This is a genomic window from Flavobacterium xizangense, from assembly GCF_054075145.1.
Map to the genome: position 1 here is coordinate 1 of NZ_JBSIPG010000005.1, position 17,327 is coordinate 17,327.

The window sequence follows — 17,327 nt, forward strand, 5'->3', positions numbered from 1 at the left end:
ACGGCTTCATCCACTACAGTCACCACTCCGGTCTTCAGATGGTACGCCGACCAGACGACCACAACGGTGCTCAGCACGGGAGCTACCTATACTGTCAGTCCAGCAACAACAACGACTTATTATGTCAGCGTGAGCGGTGACGGGGTCTGCGAGAATGTCATCAATACCAGAAAGGCTGTCGTTGTAGTGATTAATCCTTTGGCTTTGGCTTCTGATATTTCGGTAAGCACAGCAAATGCTTCGTTATGTACAGGAGGTACTGCTTCAATTGCAGCAACAAGTTCTATTAATAATCCTATTTTCAAATGGTATCAAGATGCTAATTTATCTGTTTTACTTTATACAGGTTCAACCTTTGTAACACCTCCCATTACAGCAAATACATCTTATTATGTTACAGTACAAAATAATGCTATCTGTGAAAATAGTATTGGTAATGCTTTAAAAGTTGATATAGGTATTATTTTATGTTCTGATATTGCTTTAACCAAATCTGTAAGTAATATGTCTCCTTTTGTTGGCGATCAGGTTGATTTTACAATCACCGTAAATAATCTTGGTCCAAATAATGCTACAGGCGTAAGTGCTAATGACGTATTGCCATCTGGTTATACTTTTATCAGCGCAAGCAATGGAGGAATATTGTCTGGAAATACGATTACTTGGCCAATTTTTAATGTTTCTATTAATAATCCTGTTTTATTGACTTACAAGGTCAGAATTAATACTTCGACAGGAACAACCAACGAATACAAAAATGTAGCTCAAATAATTTCTTCGGATAATTTTGATCCAAATTCAATTCCAAACAACAATGATCCAACAGAGAATGATCAAGATAGTATCATTGTAACGCCAATGATACCACAGCCTTCAATTTTATTATATAAAGATGCCTCTTTTTCTGCTGCTAACGATAGTAATGGAAATGGCCTTCCTGATGTTAATGAAACAATTACATACACATTTGCTGCACAGAATACGGGAAATATAAGATTAGAAAATGTGAAAATTGATGATCAGTTTTTAGGAATAACTAATTTAGTCGTTACGCCGAGTGTACTGGATCCTGGACAAACAGGCAGGGCTCAATTAAATTATATTATTAAAGAATCCGATTTTGAGAAAGGAGTAATTTACAATAGCGCAATTGCTCAAGGAAATACACCACCGACACCAGATAATCCAGGAGGCACAGTTGTTAATGACATATCTGAAGATCCAACTAATCCTGTTAAACCGGATGATGATTACTACGATCCGAATTGCCCAACTTGTACTGTAGTTCCTTTGCCAAATATTCCAAAAATCGCAATTGTTAAAGAAATTTTTTCATTTAGCGGAGATTTTAATAATGCGAAAGTTGGTGATGTGATAAATTATCTTTTTACCGTCAGCAATATTGGAAATACTCGTTTAAGTAATGTGAAAGTCACGGATCCGCTTCCTGGATTGTCAACACCTGCTCTTGATCCCATAGATTTGGGCAATAAAACGGGAGATCTTAATTCAAACGGATATTTAGATACCAATGAGAAGTGGCTGTATAGAGCTGAATATGTTATCACTTCAGATGATTTAGCAAAAGGTAAAGTTGTCAATCAGGCTTTAGCAGAAGCGACAGGGCCTCCAACACCAATAAATCCAAATGGAGAAGATGTTAACGACTTATCGGATAAATCATCACCTACCAATCAAGACAATGATCCAACCGTAATTGACATAGTGGGTTGTCAAGTAATAGTTCATAATGCAATTTCTCCAAATGGAGACAACATAAATGATACTTTTAAAATAGATGGTATAGAATGTTATCCAAAAAATACAGTTGAAATTTATAACCGCTGGGGTGTCGTAGTTTTTCATACCGATGGATACAATAATGAAAATAATGCTTTTAGGGGGTACTCCAATGGACGAGTAGTGATCAATCAAAGTAAGGGGCTTCCAACGGGCACATATTATTATATTCTCAGATATCAAAATTCAGAGGATAGAGAAATATCAACGGCAGGCTATTTTTATTTAAGCATGAATCAATAACTTTTGTTGCAATGTATAGGAATAAACCATTTTTTGACTTAGTCAAGCAACAATTACTATTTGAGATCATGATAGTAGAAGATTTATAAATAATATTAAGAGATATAAAAAAATGGCGCCAATTACCTTCAATTGGCGCCATTTGGTTATAGTGAACTATACAGGACAAATTTCTATAAATTTTATGGAAGATTTGAGGAGATTGGCTTACTATATGCAGGCGTTATCTTTATTATGTCTTCAAGATTTTGGTTTCGATGTCCTGTTGGGGATTGATGGAAATCATTAGAATTAATCTCGCTTAGGCTGGGTATTTTTTTTGCTTCATATTAACAATGTACCGCCATCGATAACCAGACTTTGTCCTGTTCCGTGCTGTTGTTTCATCAGATATAAGAATCCGTCGGCAACATCTTCAGTTTCGCCCACTCTTTTTAGGAGGAGAGTATCTGCACAATACTTATACATATCCTCGCGATCGGCTTCGGACATTGCATTCCACAAATTGCTTTTTAAAACACCCGGCACTACACAATTAACACGAATAGGGGCCAATTCAACAGCCATAGCTCTTACAAAAGCCTCCATGGCTCCGCATATGGCGGAAGCCACTGACCATCCCACTCCCGGACGGGCATTGGCAGTTCCGCTGGTCAGGGAAATAGAACCACCCTTATTTATAAAAGGTGTAGCATATTTTACCGCCGCAACCGCACTCCAGAAACGCAGATCAAAAAAAGATTTTGTAGTATCAATATTGGTTTCACTAATAAGTTTTAATTGAAGATTCTCACCAGCTGTATAAACCAGATGGTCAAAATTTCCAATTTTCGTAAAGAAGCTTTCAATATTATCCTCCTTGCTTAAATCTATCGCAAAGCCTTCTGAATTTTTTGTTAGCTGACTTAGAGCATCATTGATGCGATCCTGGTTACTAGATACTATAATAACTTTTGCTCCCTCTTGTGAAGCAGCGATAGCAGTAGCTAATCCAATGCCGGAACTGGCGCCTAATAAAATGATTTTCTTACCTGAAAGGGTTTTTAAATTTGTATTCATAAAATTAAATTTAGATAAATGGAGATTAGTAATAATTAAAAAGAGCAATTGGCATTATCGATATTTCTTTAATTCCCATTATTTAATTATGATTGCAAATCTCCTGAAAATAAAACTTACGACACTTAACAAATGGTAAAAACGAATCGGGTCTTTTGTCAGGTATTAATCAAAATTAAGTTATAATTTTGATTACCTAACTAATTTGGATCAACATGCCAGTCATAACTAACAGCCTCATTTCTTTTTTACAGCAGTATCATGTATTTGAAGAAAATGAAAAAGAATTAATTTCAGAATATTTTATGGAAAGCAGCCATAAGGAAGGAGATTATCTTTTTCATTCTGGGCATGTACCAGATGAATTATTCTTTATCAGTTCGGGTATCCTCAGAATTTTAGTCCATAATGAAAAAGGTAATAATGTGACCCACTTCTTTTTAAAAGAAAATCAATTTTGCACAATTTTAAACAATTTCAGGAATGGGACAATTGCTGCAGAAAGCATCCAGGCAGCTTGTAATGCACGGGTTTTTAGAATTTCAAAAAAACAACTGGAACTACTTTATTTAAAGATTCCTGCTATTGAATCAATTATAGCACAAACTATTCAACAAACTCTTTTAGACAAGATTCTGATCCGGAATAGTTATCTGGGACAGGATTCGACAACTAAATATAGAAAATTTATAGAGCAGCAGCCCGATATTGCATCTCGTGTATCGCTAAGTGACATTGCTGCGTATCTTGAAATAACACCACAGTCTCTGAGCAGGATTCGAAGGAATATTAAATAAAATAGTCATCTCATAAAGGATGATGAAAGAAACTAAAAAATCAACTTCCGAAATTCATTTGGAGAAATTTAGATTTCGGCCTGGATTCAATATAAACGAGTAGGTTTTAACTTGTATGATAGATATCCAAAACCAGTATTTATTTTAAATAACAAACACTTGTAAATAACTTATTTTGCTCGTAATCATTTATATTACAAATAAGTCAAAATATAACCAAGAAGAGCTCCGCCTATTACAATCAGAGCATTATTTAATTTTTTAAACTTAAAGATGGTTATACAGCTGGTCATAGCGATTACAATTGACCGATAATCGGTAATGGTCTCTTTGGCCATGACTAGACATACGGCTGCAATAAGCGCTATAGAAGCTACATTGACACCATCCATAAATACAGTTAATCCTTTTGAAATGCGTAATTTTTCCATCATTTTATGAAGAAGGACAACAAATATAAATGACGGCAGAAAAATTGCAACGGTTGAAATTACTGCTCCAGAAAGACCATTGATTTGATAACCAATGAAAGTTATCGATGAAAATACTGGGCCGGGCGTAAACTGACCGACTGCAATGGCATCTATAAGCTGCTGTCTTGTGAGTAACCCTTTTGCAACCAGTTCGGTATCTAAAAAGGCAAATAGCACATATCCACTTCCGTAAAGAATAGTGCCTATTTTTAGAAAGGTTACAAAGAGTTTGGAATTTACTGCTGACCAAAATACAGTTTCAGGAACGGTCATTAGAGCAAATGGGGCAAAACTTTGCAGGTTGTCAATCCTCATTTTTTGAATATAGAAAACAGTGAATGCGAGCAGACCTGATCCAAACAGCAAATAAATTTCATTAACTCCTAATATAGATGAAGTCAGGACCGTTATCGCGGTCACACCTAAAAATATAGATTTTACAGATTTTACGGCTAAAGGATAAACTGCCCCAATAATTACGGCTATAATCGCTGGTTTGATGCCGTAAATGTAAGGCTGCACTTGGGGGAGCTGTCCATAACTGTGGTATAAATAGGCGAAAATTCCAGTAATAAAAACTGCAGGCATGATAAAACACAGCCCTGCAATAAGCAGTCCTTTCCAGCCTCCCTTAATATAACCAATATGGATCGCCATCTCGGTGCTGTTGGGGCCGGGAATAAGGTTGGTTGCTCCAATCAGATCCAGAAAATACTGCTCGGTCATCCATTTGCGTTTTATGACCACTTCCTCATGCATCATCGCAATATGTGATGCAGGACCTCCAAAGCCAATTGTTCCAAGCTTTATGAATACTTGAAAAATTTCTTTTAAGTTTGCTTTTTGCTCCATTTTTCCGTTAAAATTTTGTCGGCAGACCATCTCCCGGAACCTTTAATAAGCAGAAAAGTACTTCCAAGAAGCATTGACCAATCGGTTCGGCTTTCATGCATCATTTCCCAAAAGCCTTTATTAACTAGTATTTTGTATTTGGTAGAAGCAATTGCTATAATTATTATGGTTATAAGAGGAATGCTTGCTAATCTTGTAGTGAATCCGATTAGAATAAGAATACCGCAGAGTATTTCAAAACTTCCTACAAGGATTCCTAAAAATTCAGGTTCCGGCAAACCTATTTTTTCAAAACGTCCTGCGCCGAGAAGTGAGGGAAATAAAAATTTTTGAATGCCTTCTGAAAGAAAGACCGTGCCTACCATAAGACGAATCAAAAGTGTAGTTTTTGACTTGTCTGTATGAATTATTTTTTCAAATATCATAGTAATACCGTTTATTTTGGCTTATTTTAATTTACAAATGCTAAAAAACATATTGCTTTTATCCCAATGTCATATTAAATAACAAACACTTATTCAGAAACATGAGTTCACAATATAACAAAAAGTATAAAACTATTTCTAAATCTGTAGATTTTATTACCTGCTTTCTGCAGAAATTTAGGGTAAGAATAATTATGAACTCTTAGCGGTTTTGTAAAAATACTTTGACCTGAACCAAAACGCAAGGTTTACTAATGCAATTAAAGCCGGCACCTCGACAAGTGGTCCTATAACGCCTGCAAAAGCCTGCCCGCTGTTTATCCCGAACACGCCGATTGCCACTGCAATTGCCAGTTCAAAATTATTGCCGGTAGCGGTAAAAGCTATAGATGCAGCCTGTGAATAGTCAGCCCCAAAATATTTTCCTGTAAAGAAGCTGATGATAAACATTAATGTAAAATAAATAACAAGCGGTATTGCAATACGCACAACGTCCATAGGGATCTGAACAATAAGTTCTCCTTTCAGGCTGAACATTACAATAATTGTAAACAGTAATGAAATAAGTGTAATTGGCGAGATAGACGGCACATACTTATTCTCAAACCATTCAGAACCTTTTAAAGCTATCAAAGTATAACGGCTTATGATTCCCAGCGCAAAAGGAATCCCCAAATAAATACCGACACTCTCAGCAATTTGAGCAATGCTGATGTTCACCTCAAAACCGTCATATCCAAAATAGGGAGGGAGGATGGTAATAAAAATATAAGCGTAAACACTGTAAAGCAGTACCTGAAAAATACTGTTAAGGGCAATAAGTCCTGCGGCATATTCACGGTTTCCGTCTGCCAGATCGTTCCAAACCACAACCATTGCAATACAGCGTGCCAGACCAATAAGGATTACCCCAATCATATATTCGGGATATCCATTCAAAAATAGCAACGCAAGCAAAAACATTATAATAGGTCCGACAACCCAGTTTAAGAATAATGATGCACCTAGGACTTTAGTGTTTTTAAAAACCTGTCCCATCTGTTCATATTTTACCTTTGCCAGCGGCGGATACATCATCAGGATAAGCCCTATTGCCAATGGAATATTTGTTGTTCCGCTGGAAAAAGAATTAATAAAATCTCCGCTTGAAGGAATAAAATACCCAATTGCCACGCCTATAGCCATAGCAAGGAAAATCCAAAGTGTTAAGAAGCGGTCAAGGAAGCTTAGTTTTTTGCGTCCGGTGACTGGTGCACAGTTATTTGCTGACATTTTATTTTTTTATTTGTGAGAATACGTAAAACATTTCAGTTCCGATCTGCAGGCTGCGCTCCAGATATGTTTCTTTCTGCTGAGGCGTTCCGTCAGAAATTTTAGGATCTTCAAAGGTAATCGGGATTCTTTTTTCGGCACCAGCTATAAAAGGGCATCCCCCGTCTGCCTGCGAGCAGGTCATTATTGCGGCAAATCCGCTTTCAGGATTGAAATCATCATCATAGGTTTTAGAAAAACCGATGACAGGAACTTCATTTGCTGAATACTTTATGGAATAAACAGGGTTTGAACCCTCTGAAAGAGTTTTTATCTTAAATCCTGAATCCTTTAAAGTTTCAGCAGCCATTGGGAAAAGAGCTGTAGCTTCAGTTCCTCCTGAATAGCAGGAAACATTTTTTATATCGTAATACGCAGCTGCGGCCTGCGCCCAAACCTGCGAGAGGTGGCTTCTTCTTGAATTGTGAGTACAGATTAAATTTAATCTGGTTTCCAGTTTACTGTCGGTTTTAGTCTGAATAAAGTCGATTAATGGCTGCAGGACTGCTTTGCGATCTTCTGAGATCTGCTTAAAATCAAATGATTTAACGGTATTCTCAATTTCTGAGTATAACATAGTTTTTTGGCTGTTAAGGTTTAATAATTATCTATTTAATGATTAGCAGCACCCTCCACCTGGAGTACATGAATTTGCATTGTCAGTATTTAACTGAGATAATTTTACTTTAGGCTTATTAGATGGAATACCGCACTGCTCCTGAGCAAGGCAGGCTGTCTGTTTATTTAGTAAAGTGAAGTTTTTGCCGTTAAAATCCAAATCATATTTCCCGATGGTAGAATTTTGGTATTCCACTTCAATTTCATAATCTTCAATTCCCAATACTTTTTCTGAAAGTTCAATGATGTGGATCAGTTTCTGAGGTTTAAGTCTGTGTTCGTAGTCGTTGGCATCCCAAAGCTGGAAATTTACAACCGTTTCTTTTCTTACTGTTCCTCCGCAGTCGATGAAGTTTTTGGTAACCAGACCTACTTCAGTCACGTGGAAATACTCTGGTACGAATGTTCCGTCAGGCAGTTCAAAATTTACGGTCTCCACTGTTTTAAGCACTTCTTTAATTTCTGAAAGTTTCATAATCTTTTATATTTAGTTAAACTATATTTTTTTATTAAATAATAAGTGCACTTCTTCTTTCAAGAAGCGCAGTATCTCTCCAGATGCCATTCTGTTTTCCGATTTTTTCCCTTATTCCAAGTATCCTGAAACCTGCCTTTTCATGGATGCGCATACTTGCCTTATTTTCGGGAAAGATGCCGGCCTGCAACGTCCAGATTCCTTCTGCTTCACTCTGTTTTACAAGTTGATTTAAAAGAGTTAATCCTATTCCTTTTCCTAAGTGTGCAGGATCAACATATACGCTTACTTCTGCAACTCCAGCGTAAACACAGCGTGAAGAAACAGGTGTGAGGGCTGCCCATCCAATTACGTTCTCATTTTCAGTTATAACAATTCTGCAGGATGCAATGTGAGATTGGTCCCAGTCTTGCCATGAAGGGGCAATAGTCTGAAAGGTGGCATTGCCGGTATCAATACCTTTTTGATAAATTAATTTTACCTGTTCCCAGTGTTCCTCTGTAAGTTTTCTAATTTCCATATTTCTTAGATTAACAGCATTCGTTTCTCTTTTTGGCAAGATGATTTGAGATGTGCTCAAAGAAGCCTTTTATCTTTTCGAGACCCGGCTCATTGATGCAGTAGCAGATAGAGTTTCCTTCAATGCTTCCTTTTATTAGTCCAGCATTCTTTAGTTCCTTTAGATGTTGTGATACAGTAGGCTGTGAAAGGGGAAGTTCGTTTACAATGTCCCCGCAGATGCAGGCATCTACTTTCAATAGATATTCTATAATAGCAATACGCGCAGGATGGCCTAGTGCTTTGGCCAAAACAGCCAGCTCATTCTGGCTATCTGTAAAATGATCTGTTTTTGTTGCTCCCATCGTTTTATATTTATATTGCAATATTACGATAATAAATTTAAATAAAGAAAAAAATCGCCCTAATTAAAATACTTAGCAATTTGAAAAAGGAATAAACTAATTTTTATGTCAGTTGTGCAACACTTACAAATTGAGTTTATAAGGCAAAATACGGATTTAGGATTAGATATATTATCAATTTTAATGCTCCCATAAATGTAAAAGTGTTATTTTTGTTTAATATTGTTTAATAATCGTTAAACAAAAAAAACATGGCAAAGTCAATTATTGTGAAAATCGATGATAATGTCTTGAGTGAAATTCAGATCGATAGGATTATAGAAATGGCATGGGAAGACCGAACACCTTTTGATGCTATAAAATTTCAATTTAATTTATCTGAAGCCGATGTGAAAGCTTTGATGAAGAAAGAATTAAAGTTCAGCAGTTACAAATTGTGGCGCGAGAGGGTTGAAAATTGCAAAACAAAACACTCAGCCAGGAGATCCGAAACCATTGATAGATTTAAATGTAGCAGGCAAAGATCGATTTCAAATAATAAAATATCTAAGCGTTAATCAAAATATTCGACGATGATTAAAAAAATTAAACCGGATAATGTAGTATTTTCTACTGAGCATGGTTATAATGCAAGCCTATTGCCTTATGCTACAAATGTGGGTGCACCTGTAATAAAAACAGATGATTTGGCAGGCTGGAAAAACATGGGCATAAATAAGGTAAACAAGGAATTTGAAAGTAAATTCAATGAACTAAAAAAGCAATACCAGGATTTAATCGAGGAATTCCAGTGGAATGAATTGGTATACAATGCCAGATTTTCTTTTGAGCCCATTGTTGGTGAAATATATCACTTATACAAAGACCGGGACGGTTCCAATTTTCTCTCACTAATAGGACCCAAAGAATGGAATAGGGAACATGTTGGCACTTTTAGACCTAACAGTGATAAGAAATGGATATTCATTGATTTGAAAAGTTTTATTTTTTAATAAAATTCCAAGATAATGAAAAACAAAATAAATTTTAAAACCAGTGATCTGGAAAAAATGGAAAAGCAAACTGTCGTGCATCTAATAAATAGTCTAGGCGGTTTTAAGAGTGTGGCTTTGGTTGGAACTTCAGATGAACAGGGAAACACCAATTTATCCATTTTTAATTCTTTTTTTCATATTGGTGCAAATCCACCATTAATAGGCATGATCTTTCGCCCCAGCCCGCCCGAGCGCGATACAATGAGAAATATTATAAACATGAGGTTTTATACCATTAATCATATCAACGAGCAGATCTACAAGCAGGCACATCAGACATCAGCGAGATATAATAAAGAAATTTCAGAATTTGATGCTACAGGACTCTGTGCGGAATATAAAAATAAATTTCCAGCTCCCTTTGTACTTGAAAGTAACATACAATTAGGTATTGAATTTAAAGAAAAAATAGACATTTCAATCAATAATACCAGTATGATTATCGGGGAGATAGTCCAGATTTTTATTCCCGAAGATTGCTTAACCGAGGATGGTTTTGTCAATTTAGAAAAAGCCAATACCATTACTTGTTCAGGTCTGGACAGCTACCATAAAACCATTCAATTAGACAGGCTAAGCTACGCAAAACCTGATAAGAAAATTACAACAATACTTAAAAGTTGAATAAAAAAAGGATAAATATTATGTGGTTCAAACGTGATCTTCGTTTTACAGATCATGAACCTCTTTTTATGGCACAACAGGAAAATATTCCTCTTCTTTTGGTTTATTTTTTTGAGCCCTCAATAATGGCCTGCAATGATTCCGATGTACGTCATTGGCGATTTGTTTATGAATCCTTAAGGGAAATGCAGTCTAAATTAAAATCAATTGACGCGCAGATTTATTATTTTCATAACGAAGTTCAGACTATTTTTGAGCAGTTATGCAGTTTTTATAATGTTCAAACCGTTTTTTCGCATCAGGAAATAGGCAATAAGGTCACCTTTTGCAGGGATATTGCCATGCAGTCTTTTTTTGATGATCATAACATTCTTTGGAAACAATCCCAGCTCCATGGTGTAATTAGAAAGCTTCCTCCCGGAGAGGATTGGGAGAAACGCTGGGAAGAAACAATGCGTGCAGCTCCTAAAATGATTGACCTTAATGCTTTTAAATTTGAAAATTTAGATTCTGATTTCTATGTAAAGTTCAAAGGAAAAGAACTTTCAATTGAAATTGTGAGCCGAAATGAAAACTTTCAACAGGGTGGCGAATATTGGGCATGGAGATATTTGGAAAGTTTTGCAAAAGAGAGGCACATAAATTACAGCAAACACATTTCCAAACCCGGTTTAAGCCGAAAAGGCTGTAGTCGTTTATCTCCCTATTTAACTTACGGAAACATAAGTATGCGAATGGTTTATCAATATACCAATCAGTTTTATAAAGCATCTCCCCATAAAAGAGCCATACTTAATTTTGTTTCAAGACTGCATTGGCATTGCCATTTTATGCAAAAATTTGAAAGTAACTGTCAAATTGAATTTAAAAACATAAACAAAGATTATGATTCCCTGGTAAAACCCAGAAATGAAGCCTATATAAAAGCGTGGCAGGAAGGAAAAACGGGAATTCCCATTGTCGATGCCTGTATGAGATGTTTAGTTCAAACAGGGTATATCAATTTTAGAATGCGTGCTATGGTAGTTTCCTTTTTCACATTCAATCTCTGGCAGGACTGGCGTGAACTTCATTTTCTGGCCAGGCAGTTTTTAGATTATGAACCCGGAATTCATTATCCGCAGATTCAGATGCAAGCCGGCACAACAACTGGCAACTCCATTAGAATTTATAATCCCATAAAAAACTCACAGGAGCACGATTCGGAGGGTATTTTTATTAAAAAATGGCTTCCTGAACTATCTGAAATTCCACCACAATTAATTCATGAGCCATGGAAATTAAATCGTATTGAGCAGCAATTTTACAAATGCGAAATAGGTAAGGATTATCCAGAGCCTATAGTTGACATAGAAGAAACTCGCAAATACGCGAGTGATATTGTTTGGGGTTTTAGAAATAATCAAAAAAATGCTAATGTAAAGTGGAGTATAGGGGAAAAATAAAAAGAGTTGAATATGGAAGAATTTGACATTGGTTTCGAGAAGATGATGTTTGCAACTTCTCACAAGATTTGAGAGTACGTTGCCGATATTTTAGTTCTTTCAAAATTGTTGTTTGAAGATGTAAATCTTTGAAATAATGAGTTGAGATAAATTTTACTTTTGAATATTAAATTTGGCGAATCACCAAATGCTTCGAGAGAAGAATTATGAAAGCCCCTTCTTATAAAGGGGCGAGCTGAGAGATAAATAATATTCAATATTGCTATTTTAGTACTATTGGGCCCAGTCATTAATCCAGTTAGAAACCGTCTGGCACCATTCGTCGCCATCATTCAAACAAGGAATTGCCAAAAACTCTTCTCCTCCTTTTGCTTCAAAATCTTCTTTGGCGCGCATGGCGATTTCTTCCAAAGTTTCTAAACAATCTGAAACGAAAGCTGGAGTTACAACTGCTAATTTCTTGATTCCTTTTGCCGGCATGTTATCAATTTCAACATCGGTATAAGGTTCTAACCATTTGTCTCCCGCTAAACGCGATTGAAATGTCAGACTGTATTTATCTTCAGGAAGTCCTAATAATTTAACAACTTTTCTTGTTGTTTCGTAACATTGGTGACGGTAGCAGAATTCATGCGCCGGAGATGGCGTATTACAGCATGAACCGTCAATTTTACAATGCGATTTAGTCACATCAGTTTTACGAATATGACGTTCTGGAATTCCGTGGTAAGAAAACAATAAATGATCATAATCAAAACCAATTAAATGTTTCTGAATAGAATCCGCTAAATTCTTGATGTAATCCGGTTTGTTGTAAAAAGCTGGAACATCTGTAAATTTCATGTGAGGGAATTTCTTTTTGCGAATTTCTTCAGCCTTTACTAAAATAGTTAAAGTTGAAGCCATTGCATACTGCGGATATAGTGGAAAAAGCATTACATCTGTAACTCCTTTATCGCTCAATTCCTGAAGTCCTTTTTCGATGGTCATGCTTCCGTAACGCATTGCCAAAGAAACTGGAACGTTTACAAGAGGCTGAACCTTTTTCTGCATTCTTTCAGACAATACTACTAAAGGAGAACCTTCATCCCACCAGATTTTTGCGTAAGCGTACGCAGATTCTTCTGGTCTTTTTCTTAAAATGATTCCGCGAACTAATAATGCTCTCAATAAATACGGAACGTCAATTACGTATTTATCCATTAAAAATTCATCTAAATAAGGTTTTACATCTTTTGGTGTTGGACTTTCTGGAGATCCAAGATTTACTAATAATACGCCTTTCATTATGTTTTTTTACTTTGAGTTTTGACCTTTATGTGTTTGTTGTTTAAATTTCTGCTAAAAGGAGCTTTTGCCGCTTCTAGAAATATAATCAATACTATTTTTTTTATGCTGCATTCTACAAGATCGATGCTGTTTTAAAATTGGTATTAATCGACATCAGGTATTTTTTTGGAGTTGTTGAAAATTTTTTCTTGAATCCTGCAATAAAGTGGCTTCCGCTGCTGTAACCTATCTTTAATCCCACTTCATTTACATTATAGGAACCGCTGTCAAGCAGTTTTCTGGCGAAATCCATTTTGTAATCAAACAGAAAACCATACACAGTATCGCCGTAAATTTGTTTGAAACCCATTTTGAGTTTTTTCATAGTAAGGCCAATTTCATCTGCCAATTCATCTAAACTAGGTGGTTCATTCATATTTGCAATAATAATTTCTTTGGCTTTTCTGATTTTCAATATATTGACTTTATCTATTAAAAATGGACAATTTTCCGCACTTGGATTCTCAGACCTGTTAAAAAACAAACTTAGCAGTTCGTATCCTTTTCCTTTGTAATAAAGGTTTTTTAGGGATGGTTGAAGATTATAATGAAACAGCTGGCTTAAAACAATTGCCATCGAGGGACTGATATTTCCTTCAGTATAGTATTTTTCATTATTGTTACTATCGGAACTTAAGAGCGTAATATAATCTACTTGGGCAGAAAACAGCGAGTGAAATTTCTTAATCGATACAATAATAGAAACCACCCATGAATTTGGAGCAACCTCCAAATGAAGTGATGGCTGGCTCTGCGGATGGTACAAAAGCAGCGATTTTTCCTCTTTTAATTCTAAAGCATGATTATCCTGACTGAACAAAAAATTGCTATTGCCCTTCAGTCCAAAATGAAACTGAATCATAGCACTTCCGAGCTCACGGTTGACAAAAAGAGGCTCTGAACTGTCATTCTGAAAGCGGATAAGGGTAAGGTCGTCTTCAATTTTTATTTCTTCCTCCATTTTTTTTTTGATGTAGTGAATAATTGCTATTCAAGATTATTTTTTCTTGTTATGTCTATTTACTCCTAAGAACTGCGGTAATTTGAATGTTTATTTTATTGGAAACTTTGCTTTTTACAAGACTAGGTATTTCAATATTAAAATCACTGGCATTTACACTAAATTCAGATGCAATAGTAATTCCTGATATTGATTTGCTTATCCTTGCTGTGGTGCTTATATCCTTCGATTTTCCGTGGAGCTCTAATTTACCTTTAATAATTAAATTGGTAGGATTTCCGTTTAGGCTTTGTAGATCAAATCCTTCTATCTTTCCTTTAAAGATTGCTTTTGGATAGCGGTCGCTTTCAATATAATTTTCATTGAAATGTTCTTCCATCAAAGCGACTTTGAATCGAAATCCTTTCATCAAGGCTAAACTTGCAATTTCACCCGTTGCAGGATTCAGCACAAAAGTAACGTTGGTATTTGTCGCCTTTACTTCTTCAAAAGAAGGAACGGATGCTTCAAAAGTGATTTTTCCTGATTTAGTGATCATTTTTTCTTGTGAGAGGCCAATAGCACAGACATATAGCATGGCAATGAGTATGTTTTTTTTCATATTTTTTTGGCTTTACATTGTTTTTAATGGATAAGATTTATCTGGTTTAGCACTTATTTTAAAACCGCAATAATTTGAATTTTGACCCTATCGTCAAGTTTATACTTAATAAGCGATGGGATAGGGATGCTAAACTCACTGGCATTTACGTCGAAATCAGAAATGATGGTGATTCGTGGCCCCGTCTTGGTAATTTTTGCAGTGGCTTTTATATCTTTAGATTTACCGTGAAGTTCTAACTTCCCTTTTATGATATAATCTTTATAATCTTCTGTTAGACTTTTAATGTCGAACCCCTCAATTTGGCCTCTAAAAATGGCTTTTGGATACTTATCGGTTTCCATGTAATTTTCATTAAAATGTTCTTCCATCAAAGCCATTTCAAACTGGAATCCTTTCATTAAAGCAAGGCTTGCCACTTCTCCTGTTGCGGGGTTTAAAACAAAAGTTACATTGCTGTTAGTTCCTGCAACCGGCTGAAAAGAAGGTACTGAAGCTTCGAACGTTATTGCTGCAGATTTAGTTACTATTTTTTCTTGCGAAAAAACAATAAAAGAAGCCAATAGCATTGGCATTATTATGATTTTCCTCATGATATTGTTCTAGATTATTTTTCTAATAATCCGTCCTGATTCCATTTATTTATAATATCGATAGTGGTTTGAGGTAATCTTGGTCCGCCCTGCGGCATTAAGGAACTATTTCCATTTTCTAAAGAAATTCGTGTAAGCAATCCTCGATTTAAAACTGCATTCTTCACCTGATCATAGGTAACTAATGACATAGGCGCTCCATTTTTAGGAACTGCTGCATGGCATACAACACAGTTATTATCAATAATAGATTTTACATTTTGGTTGTATGTTGCCAAACCATTAATTGGTGTAGAGTCAATTAAGGTACTTGGATCATCGTTGGCGCAACTTACAAAGATTGAAGCTAATGATGAGATAACGAAAAGTGTTTTTAGATTCATAAGATTGGTTTTTAGTTATAAATAAAGGCATGATTTTAAGAATCATCAGGCATTTCAAAATCATATACGTTGAAAAGAATAATACAGATTTAACAAAAGGCATATTTAATGGTTTAAATCCAATAGGTATTTTTTAACGTAAATAAAACCAAATACTAAAAACCAGTTATGAGAAAAAAAATACTAACTACAATTTCCCTTTTTATAATAATCGGAATTTTGTCCTTCTTCTACATCTACAAAGGGCATAGGGACATAGAATCAGAAACTGCCGATTATGTTGTAACCGTTAACGAACTAGAAAGAGAGTTTGCTTCAAACGACAGTCTGGCTTACATCAAATATCAGGACAAAACAATTGAATTATCTGCACGAGTAACAAGTATCGATAAAGCTGGTAATGGAATTGTTATGAGCGAAAAAATATTTGTGACATTCAAAAACCGTTTACCTCAAAGTATTACTTCCGGGAAAACCCTCAAGATTAAAGGGAGGTTTTTAGGATATGACGAATTGCTCCAGGAATTTAAAATAGACCAATCTTCAGTTGTACACTAATACAAATAACAATTTAAAACTAACTTCATGAAAAACTTTATTCTATTATTTTTTTTATTTCCGATATCAACTTTCTCCCAAACCGATTTGTTGTCTGGTGTAGAAACTCCTTCTACAAAAGAAAAAGTGACATCTGCATTCAAAGCCTTAAAAATCGTTAATCTTGAGTCTACAAAATTGGCTGCAAAAAGTGATTTGTATTTTGTTGTTGCACACCGATTTGGTTCTATTAAAGATGGTTTTGAAGGTTTCTACGGACTGGATAATGCCAATACACAAATTAAATTTATTTACGGTTTGACAAATGGACTTAATGTAAGTGCGGCCAGAAGTGAATTTGCATATGACTTTGCAACAAAGTATATGCTATTTCCTCAAATAAAAGAGGGTTTTCCCGTCACTATCGCCGGGTTCAATAGTTTGTCTATTAATAACACGTTAAAAGAAAGCTTGTACCCTAAACTTGAATTTAAAGACAGGCTTACTTATGTAGCACAGTTGTTAATCTCCCGAAAATTTTCTGAAAAACTTTCTTTAGAAATTGTGCCGTCATTCTTTCATCAAAATTTTGTTGAAGACGTAGATCAAAGCAACACTCAATACGCCATAGGTTTTGGAGGAAGATATAAATTCGCTAAACGTTGGTCTTTAAACATGGACTATGCGGCGCATTTAAACAGAGCACCGAATTCTATTTATAAAAATCCACTATCTATAGGTTTTGATTTAGAAACTGGCGGGCATGTTTTTCAAATGCATTTTACCAGTTCTCAGGCAATTGATGAAGCTGGATATCTTGGAAGAACAACTGGCGACTGGACAAAAGGAGATATATTTTTTGGATTTAATCTTGCCAGAGTTTTCTAGTATTTCCTTTATAATT

21 protein-coding genes are annotated in these 17,327 nt (G+C 35.5%); 8 read left to right on the plus strand and 13 right to left on the minus strand.

Going from position 1 to position 17,327, the window contains the following annotated elements:
- A partial coding sequence (locus ACWA1B_RS13180) for a DUF7507 domain-containing protein (RefSeq protein WP_456907587.1) occupies positions 1-2,043 on the plus strand: 2,043 nt, incomplete at its 5' end.
- Between the two features lie 324 nt (positions 2,044-2,367).
- Here the strand turns inward: ACWA1B_RS13180 and ACWA1B_RS13185 are convergent.
- Positions 2,368-3,102, minus strand: a complete 735-nt coding sequence (locus ACWA1B_RS13185; RefSeq protein ID WP_456907589.1) for an SDR family oxidoreductase — start codon at positions 3,100-3,102, stop codon at positions 2,368-2,370.
- A gap of 215 nt (positions 3,103-3,317) precedes the next feature.
- Here ACWA1B_RS13185 and ACWA1B_RS13190 point away from each other — a divergent pair, with 215 nt between their 5' ends.
- Positions 3,318-3,899: a Crp/Fnr family transcriptional regulator gene (locus tag ACWA1B_RS13190; RefSeq protein WP_456907591.1), complete on the plus strand. Its 582-nt coding sequence runs from the start codon at positions 3,318-3,320 to the stop codon at positions 3,897-3,899.
- A 194-nt stretch (positions 3,900-4,093) separates the two neighbouring features.
- Here ACWA1B_RS13190 and chrA read toward each other — a convergent pair whose 3' ends face one another.
- The 7 genes from chrA to ACWA1B_RS13225 form a co-directional block, all read right to left on the minus strand.
- A complete protein-coding gene (gene chrA / locus ACWA1B_RS13195; protein WP_456907593.1) occupies positions 4,094-5,224 on the minus strand; it encodes a chromate efflux transporter in 1,131 nt (376 codons plus the stop codon).
- Complete coding sequence (locus tag ACWA1B_RS13200) at positions 5,203-5,649, minus strand: DoxX family protein (protein WP_456907595.1); 447 nt, start codon at positions 5,647-5,649, stop codon at positions 5,203-5,205. The genes chrA and ACWA1B_RS13200 overlap by 22 nt, the downstream gene beginning before the upstream one ends.
- Before the next feature lie 192 nt (positions 5,650-5,841).
- Positions 5,842-6,921 (minus strand): ACR3 family arsenite efflux transporter, encoded by a 1,080-nt coding sequence (gene arsB / locus ACWA1B_RS13205; RefSeq protein ID WP_456907597.1) that lies wholly within the window; start codon positions 6,919-6,921, stop codon positions 5,842-5,844.
- Between the two features lies 1 nt (position 6,922).
- Positions 6,923-7,537 (minus strand): arsenate-mycothiol transferase ArsC, encoded by a 615-nt coding sequence (locus tag ACWA1B_RS13210; RefSeq protein ID WP_456907599.1) that lies wholly within the window; start codon positions 7,535-7,537, stop codon positions 6,923-6,925.
- A 42-nt stretch (positions 7,538-7,579) separates the two neighbouring features.
- Positions 7,580-8,053: a DUF6428 family protein gene (locus tag ACWA1B_RS13215; protein WP_456907601.1), complete on the minus strand. Its 474-nt coding sequence runs from the start codon at positions 8,051-8,053 to the stop codon at positions 7,580-7,582.
- Positions 8,054-8,087: 34 nt separating this feature from the next.
- Complete coding sequence (locus ACWA1B_RS13220) at positions 8,088-8,573, minus strand: GNAT family N-acetyltransferase (protein ID WP_456907603.1); 486 nt, start codon at positions 8,571-8,573, stop codon at positions 8,088-8,090.
- Positions 8,574-8,583: 10 nt separating this feature from the next.
- Positions 8,584-8,916: an ArsR/SmtB family transcription factor gene (locus tag ACWA1B_RS13225; RefSeq protein WP_456907605.1), complete on the minus strand. Its 333-nt coding sequence runs from the start codon at positions 8,914-8,916 to the stop codon at positions 8,584-8,586.
- A 251-nt stretch (positions 8,917-9,167) separates the two neighbouring features.
- Here ACWA1B_RS13225 and ACWA1B_RS13230 point away from each other — a divergent pair, with 251 nt between their 5' ends.
- From ACWA1B_RS13230 to ACWA1B_RS13245, 4 genes are read left to right on the plus strand one after another with little or no spacing between them, the layout of a single operon-like run.
- Complete coding sequence (locus ACWA1B_RS13230; protein WP_456907607.1) at positions 9,168-9,473, plus strand: TIGR03643 family protein; 306 nt, start codon at positions 9,168-9,170, stop codon at positions 9,471-9,473.
- Positions 9,474-9,491: 18 nt separating this feature from the next.
- Positions 9,492-9,908: a DUF2452 domain-containing protein gene (locus tag ACWA1B_RS13235; protein WP_456908107.1), complete on the plus strand. Its 417-nt coding sequence runs from the start codon at positions 9,492-9,494 to the stop codon at positions 9,906-9,908.
- Positions 9,909-9,923: 15 nt separating this feature from the next.
- Positions 9,924-10,574: a flavin reductase family protein gene (locus ACWA1B_RS13240; protein ID WP_456907609.1), complete on the plus strand. Its 651-nt coding sequence runs from the start codon at positions 9,924-9,926 to the stop codon at positions 10,572-10,574.
- Between the two features lie 20 nt (positions 10,575-10,594).
- Positions 10,595-12,019, plus strand: coding sequence for a cryptochrome/deoxyribodipyrimidine photo-lyase family protein (locus tag ACWA1B_RS13245; protein WP_456907611.1), 1,425 nt, complete (start codon positions 10,595-10,597; stop codon positions 12,017-12,019).
- A 273-nt stretch (positions 12,020-12,292) separates the two neighbouring features.
- Here the strand turns inward: ACWA1B_RS13245 and hemH are convergent, their stop codons facing one another.
- The 5 genes from hemH to ACWA1B_RS13270 form a co-directional block, all read right to left on the minus strand.
- The gene (gene hemH / locus ACWA1B_RS13250; RefSeq protein ID WP_456907613.1) at positions 12,293-13,306 is read right to left on the minus strand and encodes a ferrochelatase; all 1,014 of its coding nucleotides are present in this window, start codon (positions 13,304-13,306) and stop codon (positions 12,293-12,295) included.
- 115 nt (positions 13,307-13,421) lie between these two features.
- Complete coding sequence (locus ACWA1B_RS13255; RefSeq protein ID WP_456907615.1) at positions 13,422-14,309, minus strand: AraC family transcriptional regulator; 888 nt, start codon at positions 14,307-14,309, stop codon at positions 13,422-13,424.
- Between the two features lie 55 nt (positions 14,310-14,364).
- Positions 14,365-14,910, minus strand: a complete 546-nt coding sequence (locus ACWA1B_RS13260) for a YceI family protein (protein WP_456907617.1) — start codon at positions 14,908-14,910, stop codon at positions 14,365-14,367.
- A gap of 53 nt (positions 14,911-14,963) precedes the next feature.
- Entirely contained in the window at positions 14,964-15,503 is a 540-nt protein-coding gene (locus ACWA1B_RS13265; protein ID WP_456907619.1) for a YceI family protein, read from the minus strand.
- Between the two features lie 14 nt (positions 15,504-15,517).
- Positions 15,518-15,886, minus strand: a complete 369-nt coding sequence (locus ACWA1B_RS13270; protein ID WP_456907621.1) for a hypothetical protein — start codon at positions 15,884-15,886, stop codon at positions 15,518-15,520.
- A 168-nt stretch (positions 15,887-16,054) separates the two neighbouring features.
- Between ACWA1B_RS13270 and ACWA1B_RS13275 the strand changes: the two genes are divergently transcribed.
- The gene (locus ACWA1B_RS13275; protein WP_456907623.1) at positions 16,055-16,444 is read left to right on the plus strand and encodes an OB-fold protein; all 390 of its coding nucleotides are present in this window, start codon (positions 16,055-16,057) and stop codon (positions 16,442-16,444) included.
- A gap of 27 nt (positions 16,445-16,471) precedes the next feature.
- Positions 16,472-17,311: a DUF5777 family beta-barrel protein gene (locus ACWA1B_RS13280; protein ID WP_456907625.1), complete on the plus strand. Its 840-nt coding sequence runs from the start codon at positions 16,472-16,474 to the stop codon at positions 17,309-17,311.
- The last annotated feature ends 16 nt before the right edge of the window (positions 17,312-17,327 follow it).

Coding starts and splice junctions, on each gene's coding strand:
- ACWA1B_RS13240 (WP_456907609.1), top strand. CDS start 9,924: ATGAAAAACAAAATAAATTTTAAAACCAGTGATCTGGAAAAAATGGAA.
- ACWA1B_RS13215 (WP_456907601.1), bottom strand. CDS start 8,053: ATGAAACTTTCAGAAATTAAAGAAGTGCTTAAAACAGTGGAGACCGTA.
- ACWA1B_RS13190 (WP_456907591.1), top strand. CDS start 3,318: ATGCCAGTCATAACTAACAGCCTCATTTCTTTTTTACAGCAGTATCAT.
- ACWA1B_RS13245 (WP_456907611.1), top strand. CDS start 10,595: ATGTGGTTCAAACGTGATCTTCGTTTTACAGATCATGAACCTCTTTTT.
- ACWA1B_RS13225 (WP_456907605.1), bottom strand. CDS start 8,916: ATGGGAGCAACAAAAACAGATCATTTTACAGATAGCCAGAATGAGCTG.
- chrA (WP_456907593.1), bottom strand. CDS start 5,224: ATGGAGCAAAAAGCAAACTTAAAAGAAATTTTTCAAGTATTCATAAAG.
- ACWA1B_RS13210 (WP_456907599.1), bottom strand. CDS start 7,537: ATGTTATACTCAGAAATTGAGAATACCGTTAAATCATTTGATTTTAAG.
- ACWA1B_RS13230 (WP_456907607.1), top strand. CDS start 9,168: ATGGCAAAGTCAATTATTGTGAAAATCGATGATAATGTCTTGAGTGAA.
- ACWA1B_RS13220 (WP_456907603.1), bottom strand. CDS start 8,573: ATGGAAATTAGAAAACTTACAGAGGAACACTGGGAACAGGTAAAATTA.
- hemH (WP_456907613.1), bottom strand. CDS start 13,306: ATGAAAGGCGTATTATTAGTAAATCTTGGATCTCCAGAAAGTCCAACA.
- ACWA1B_RS13275 (WP_456907623.1), top strand. CDS start 16,055: ATGAGAAAAAAAATACTAACTACAATTTCCCTTTTTATAATAATCGGA.
- ACWA1B_RS13200 (WP_456907595.1), bottom strand. CDS start 5,649: ATGATATTTGAAAAAATAATTCATACAGACAAGTCAAAAACTACACTT.
- ACWA1B_RS13280 (WP_456907625.1), top strand. CDS start 16,472: ATGAAAAACTTTATTCTATTATTTTTTTTATTTCCGATATCAACTTTC.
- ACWA1B_RS13185 (WP_456907589.1), bottom strand. CDS start 3,102: ATGAATACAAATTTAAAAACCCTTTCAGGTAAGAAAATCATTTTATTA.
- arsB (WP_456907597.1), bottom strand. CDS start 6,921: ATGTCAGCAAATAACTGTGCACCAGTCACCGGACGCAAAAAACTAAGC.
- ACWA1B_RS13260 (WP_456907617.1), bottom strand. CDS start 14,910: ATGAAAAAAAACATACTCATTGCCATGCTATATGTCTGTGCTATTGGC.
- ACWA1B_RS13255 (WP_456907615.1), bottom strand. CDS start 14,309: ATGGAGGAAGAAATAAAAATTGAAGACGACCTTACCCTTATCCGCTTT.
- ACWA1B_RS13270 (WP_456907621.1), bottom strand. CDS start 15,886: ATGAATCTAAAAACACTTTTCGTTATCTCATCATTAGCTTCAATCTTT.
- ACWA1B_RS13265 (WP_456907619.1), bottom strand. CDS start 15,503: ATGAGGAAAATCATAATAATGCCAATGCTATTGGCTTCTTTTATTGTT.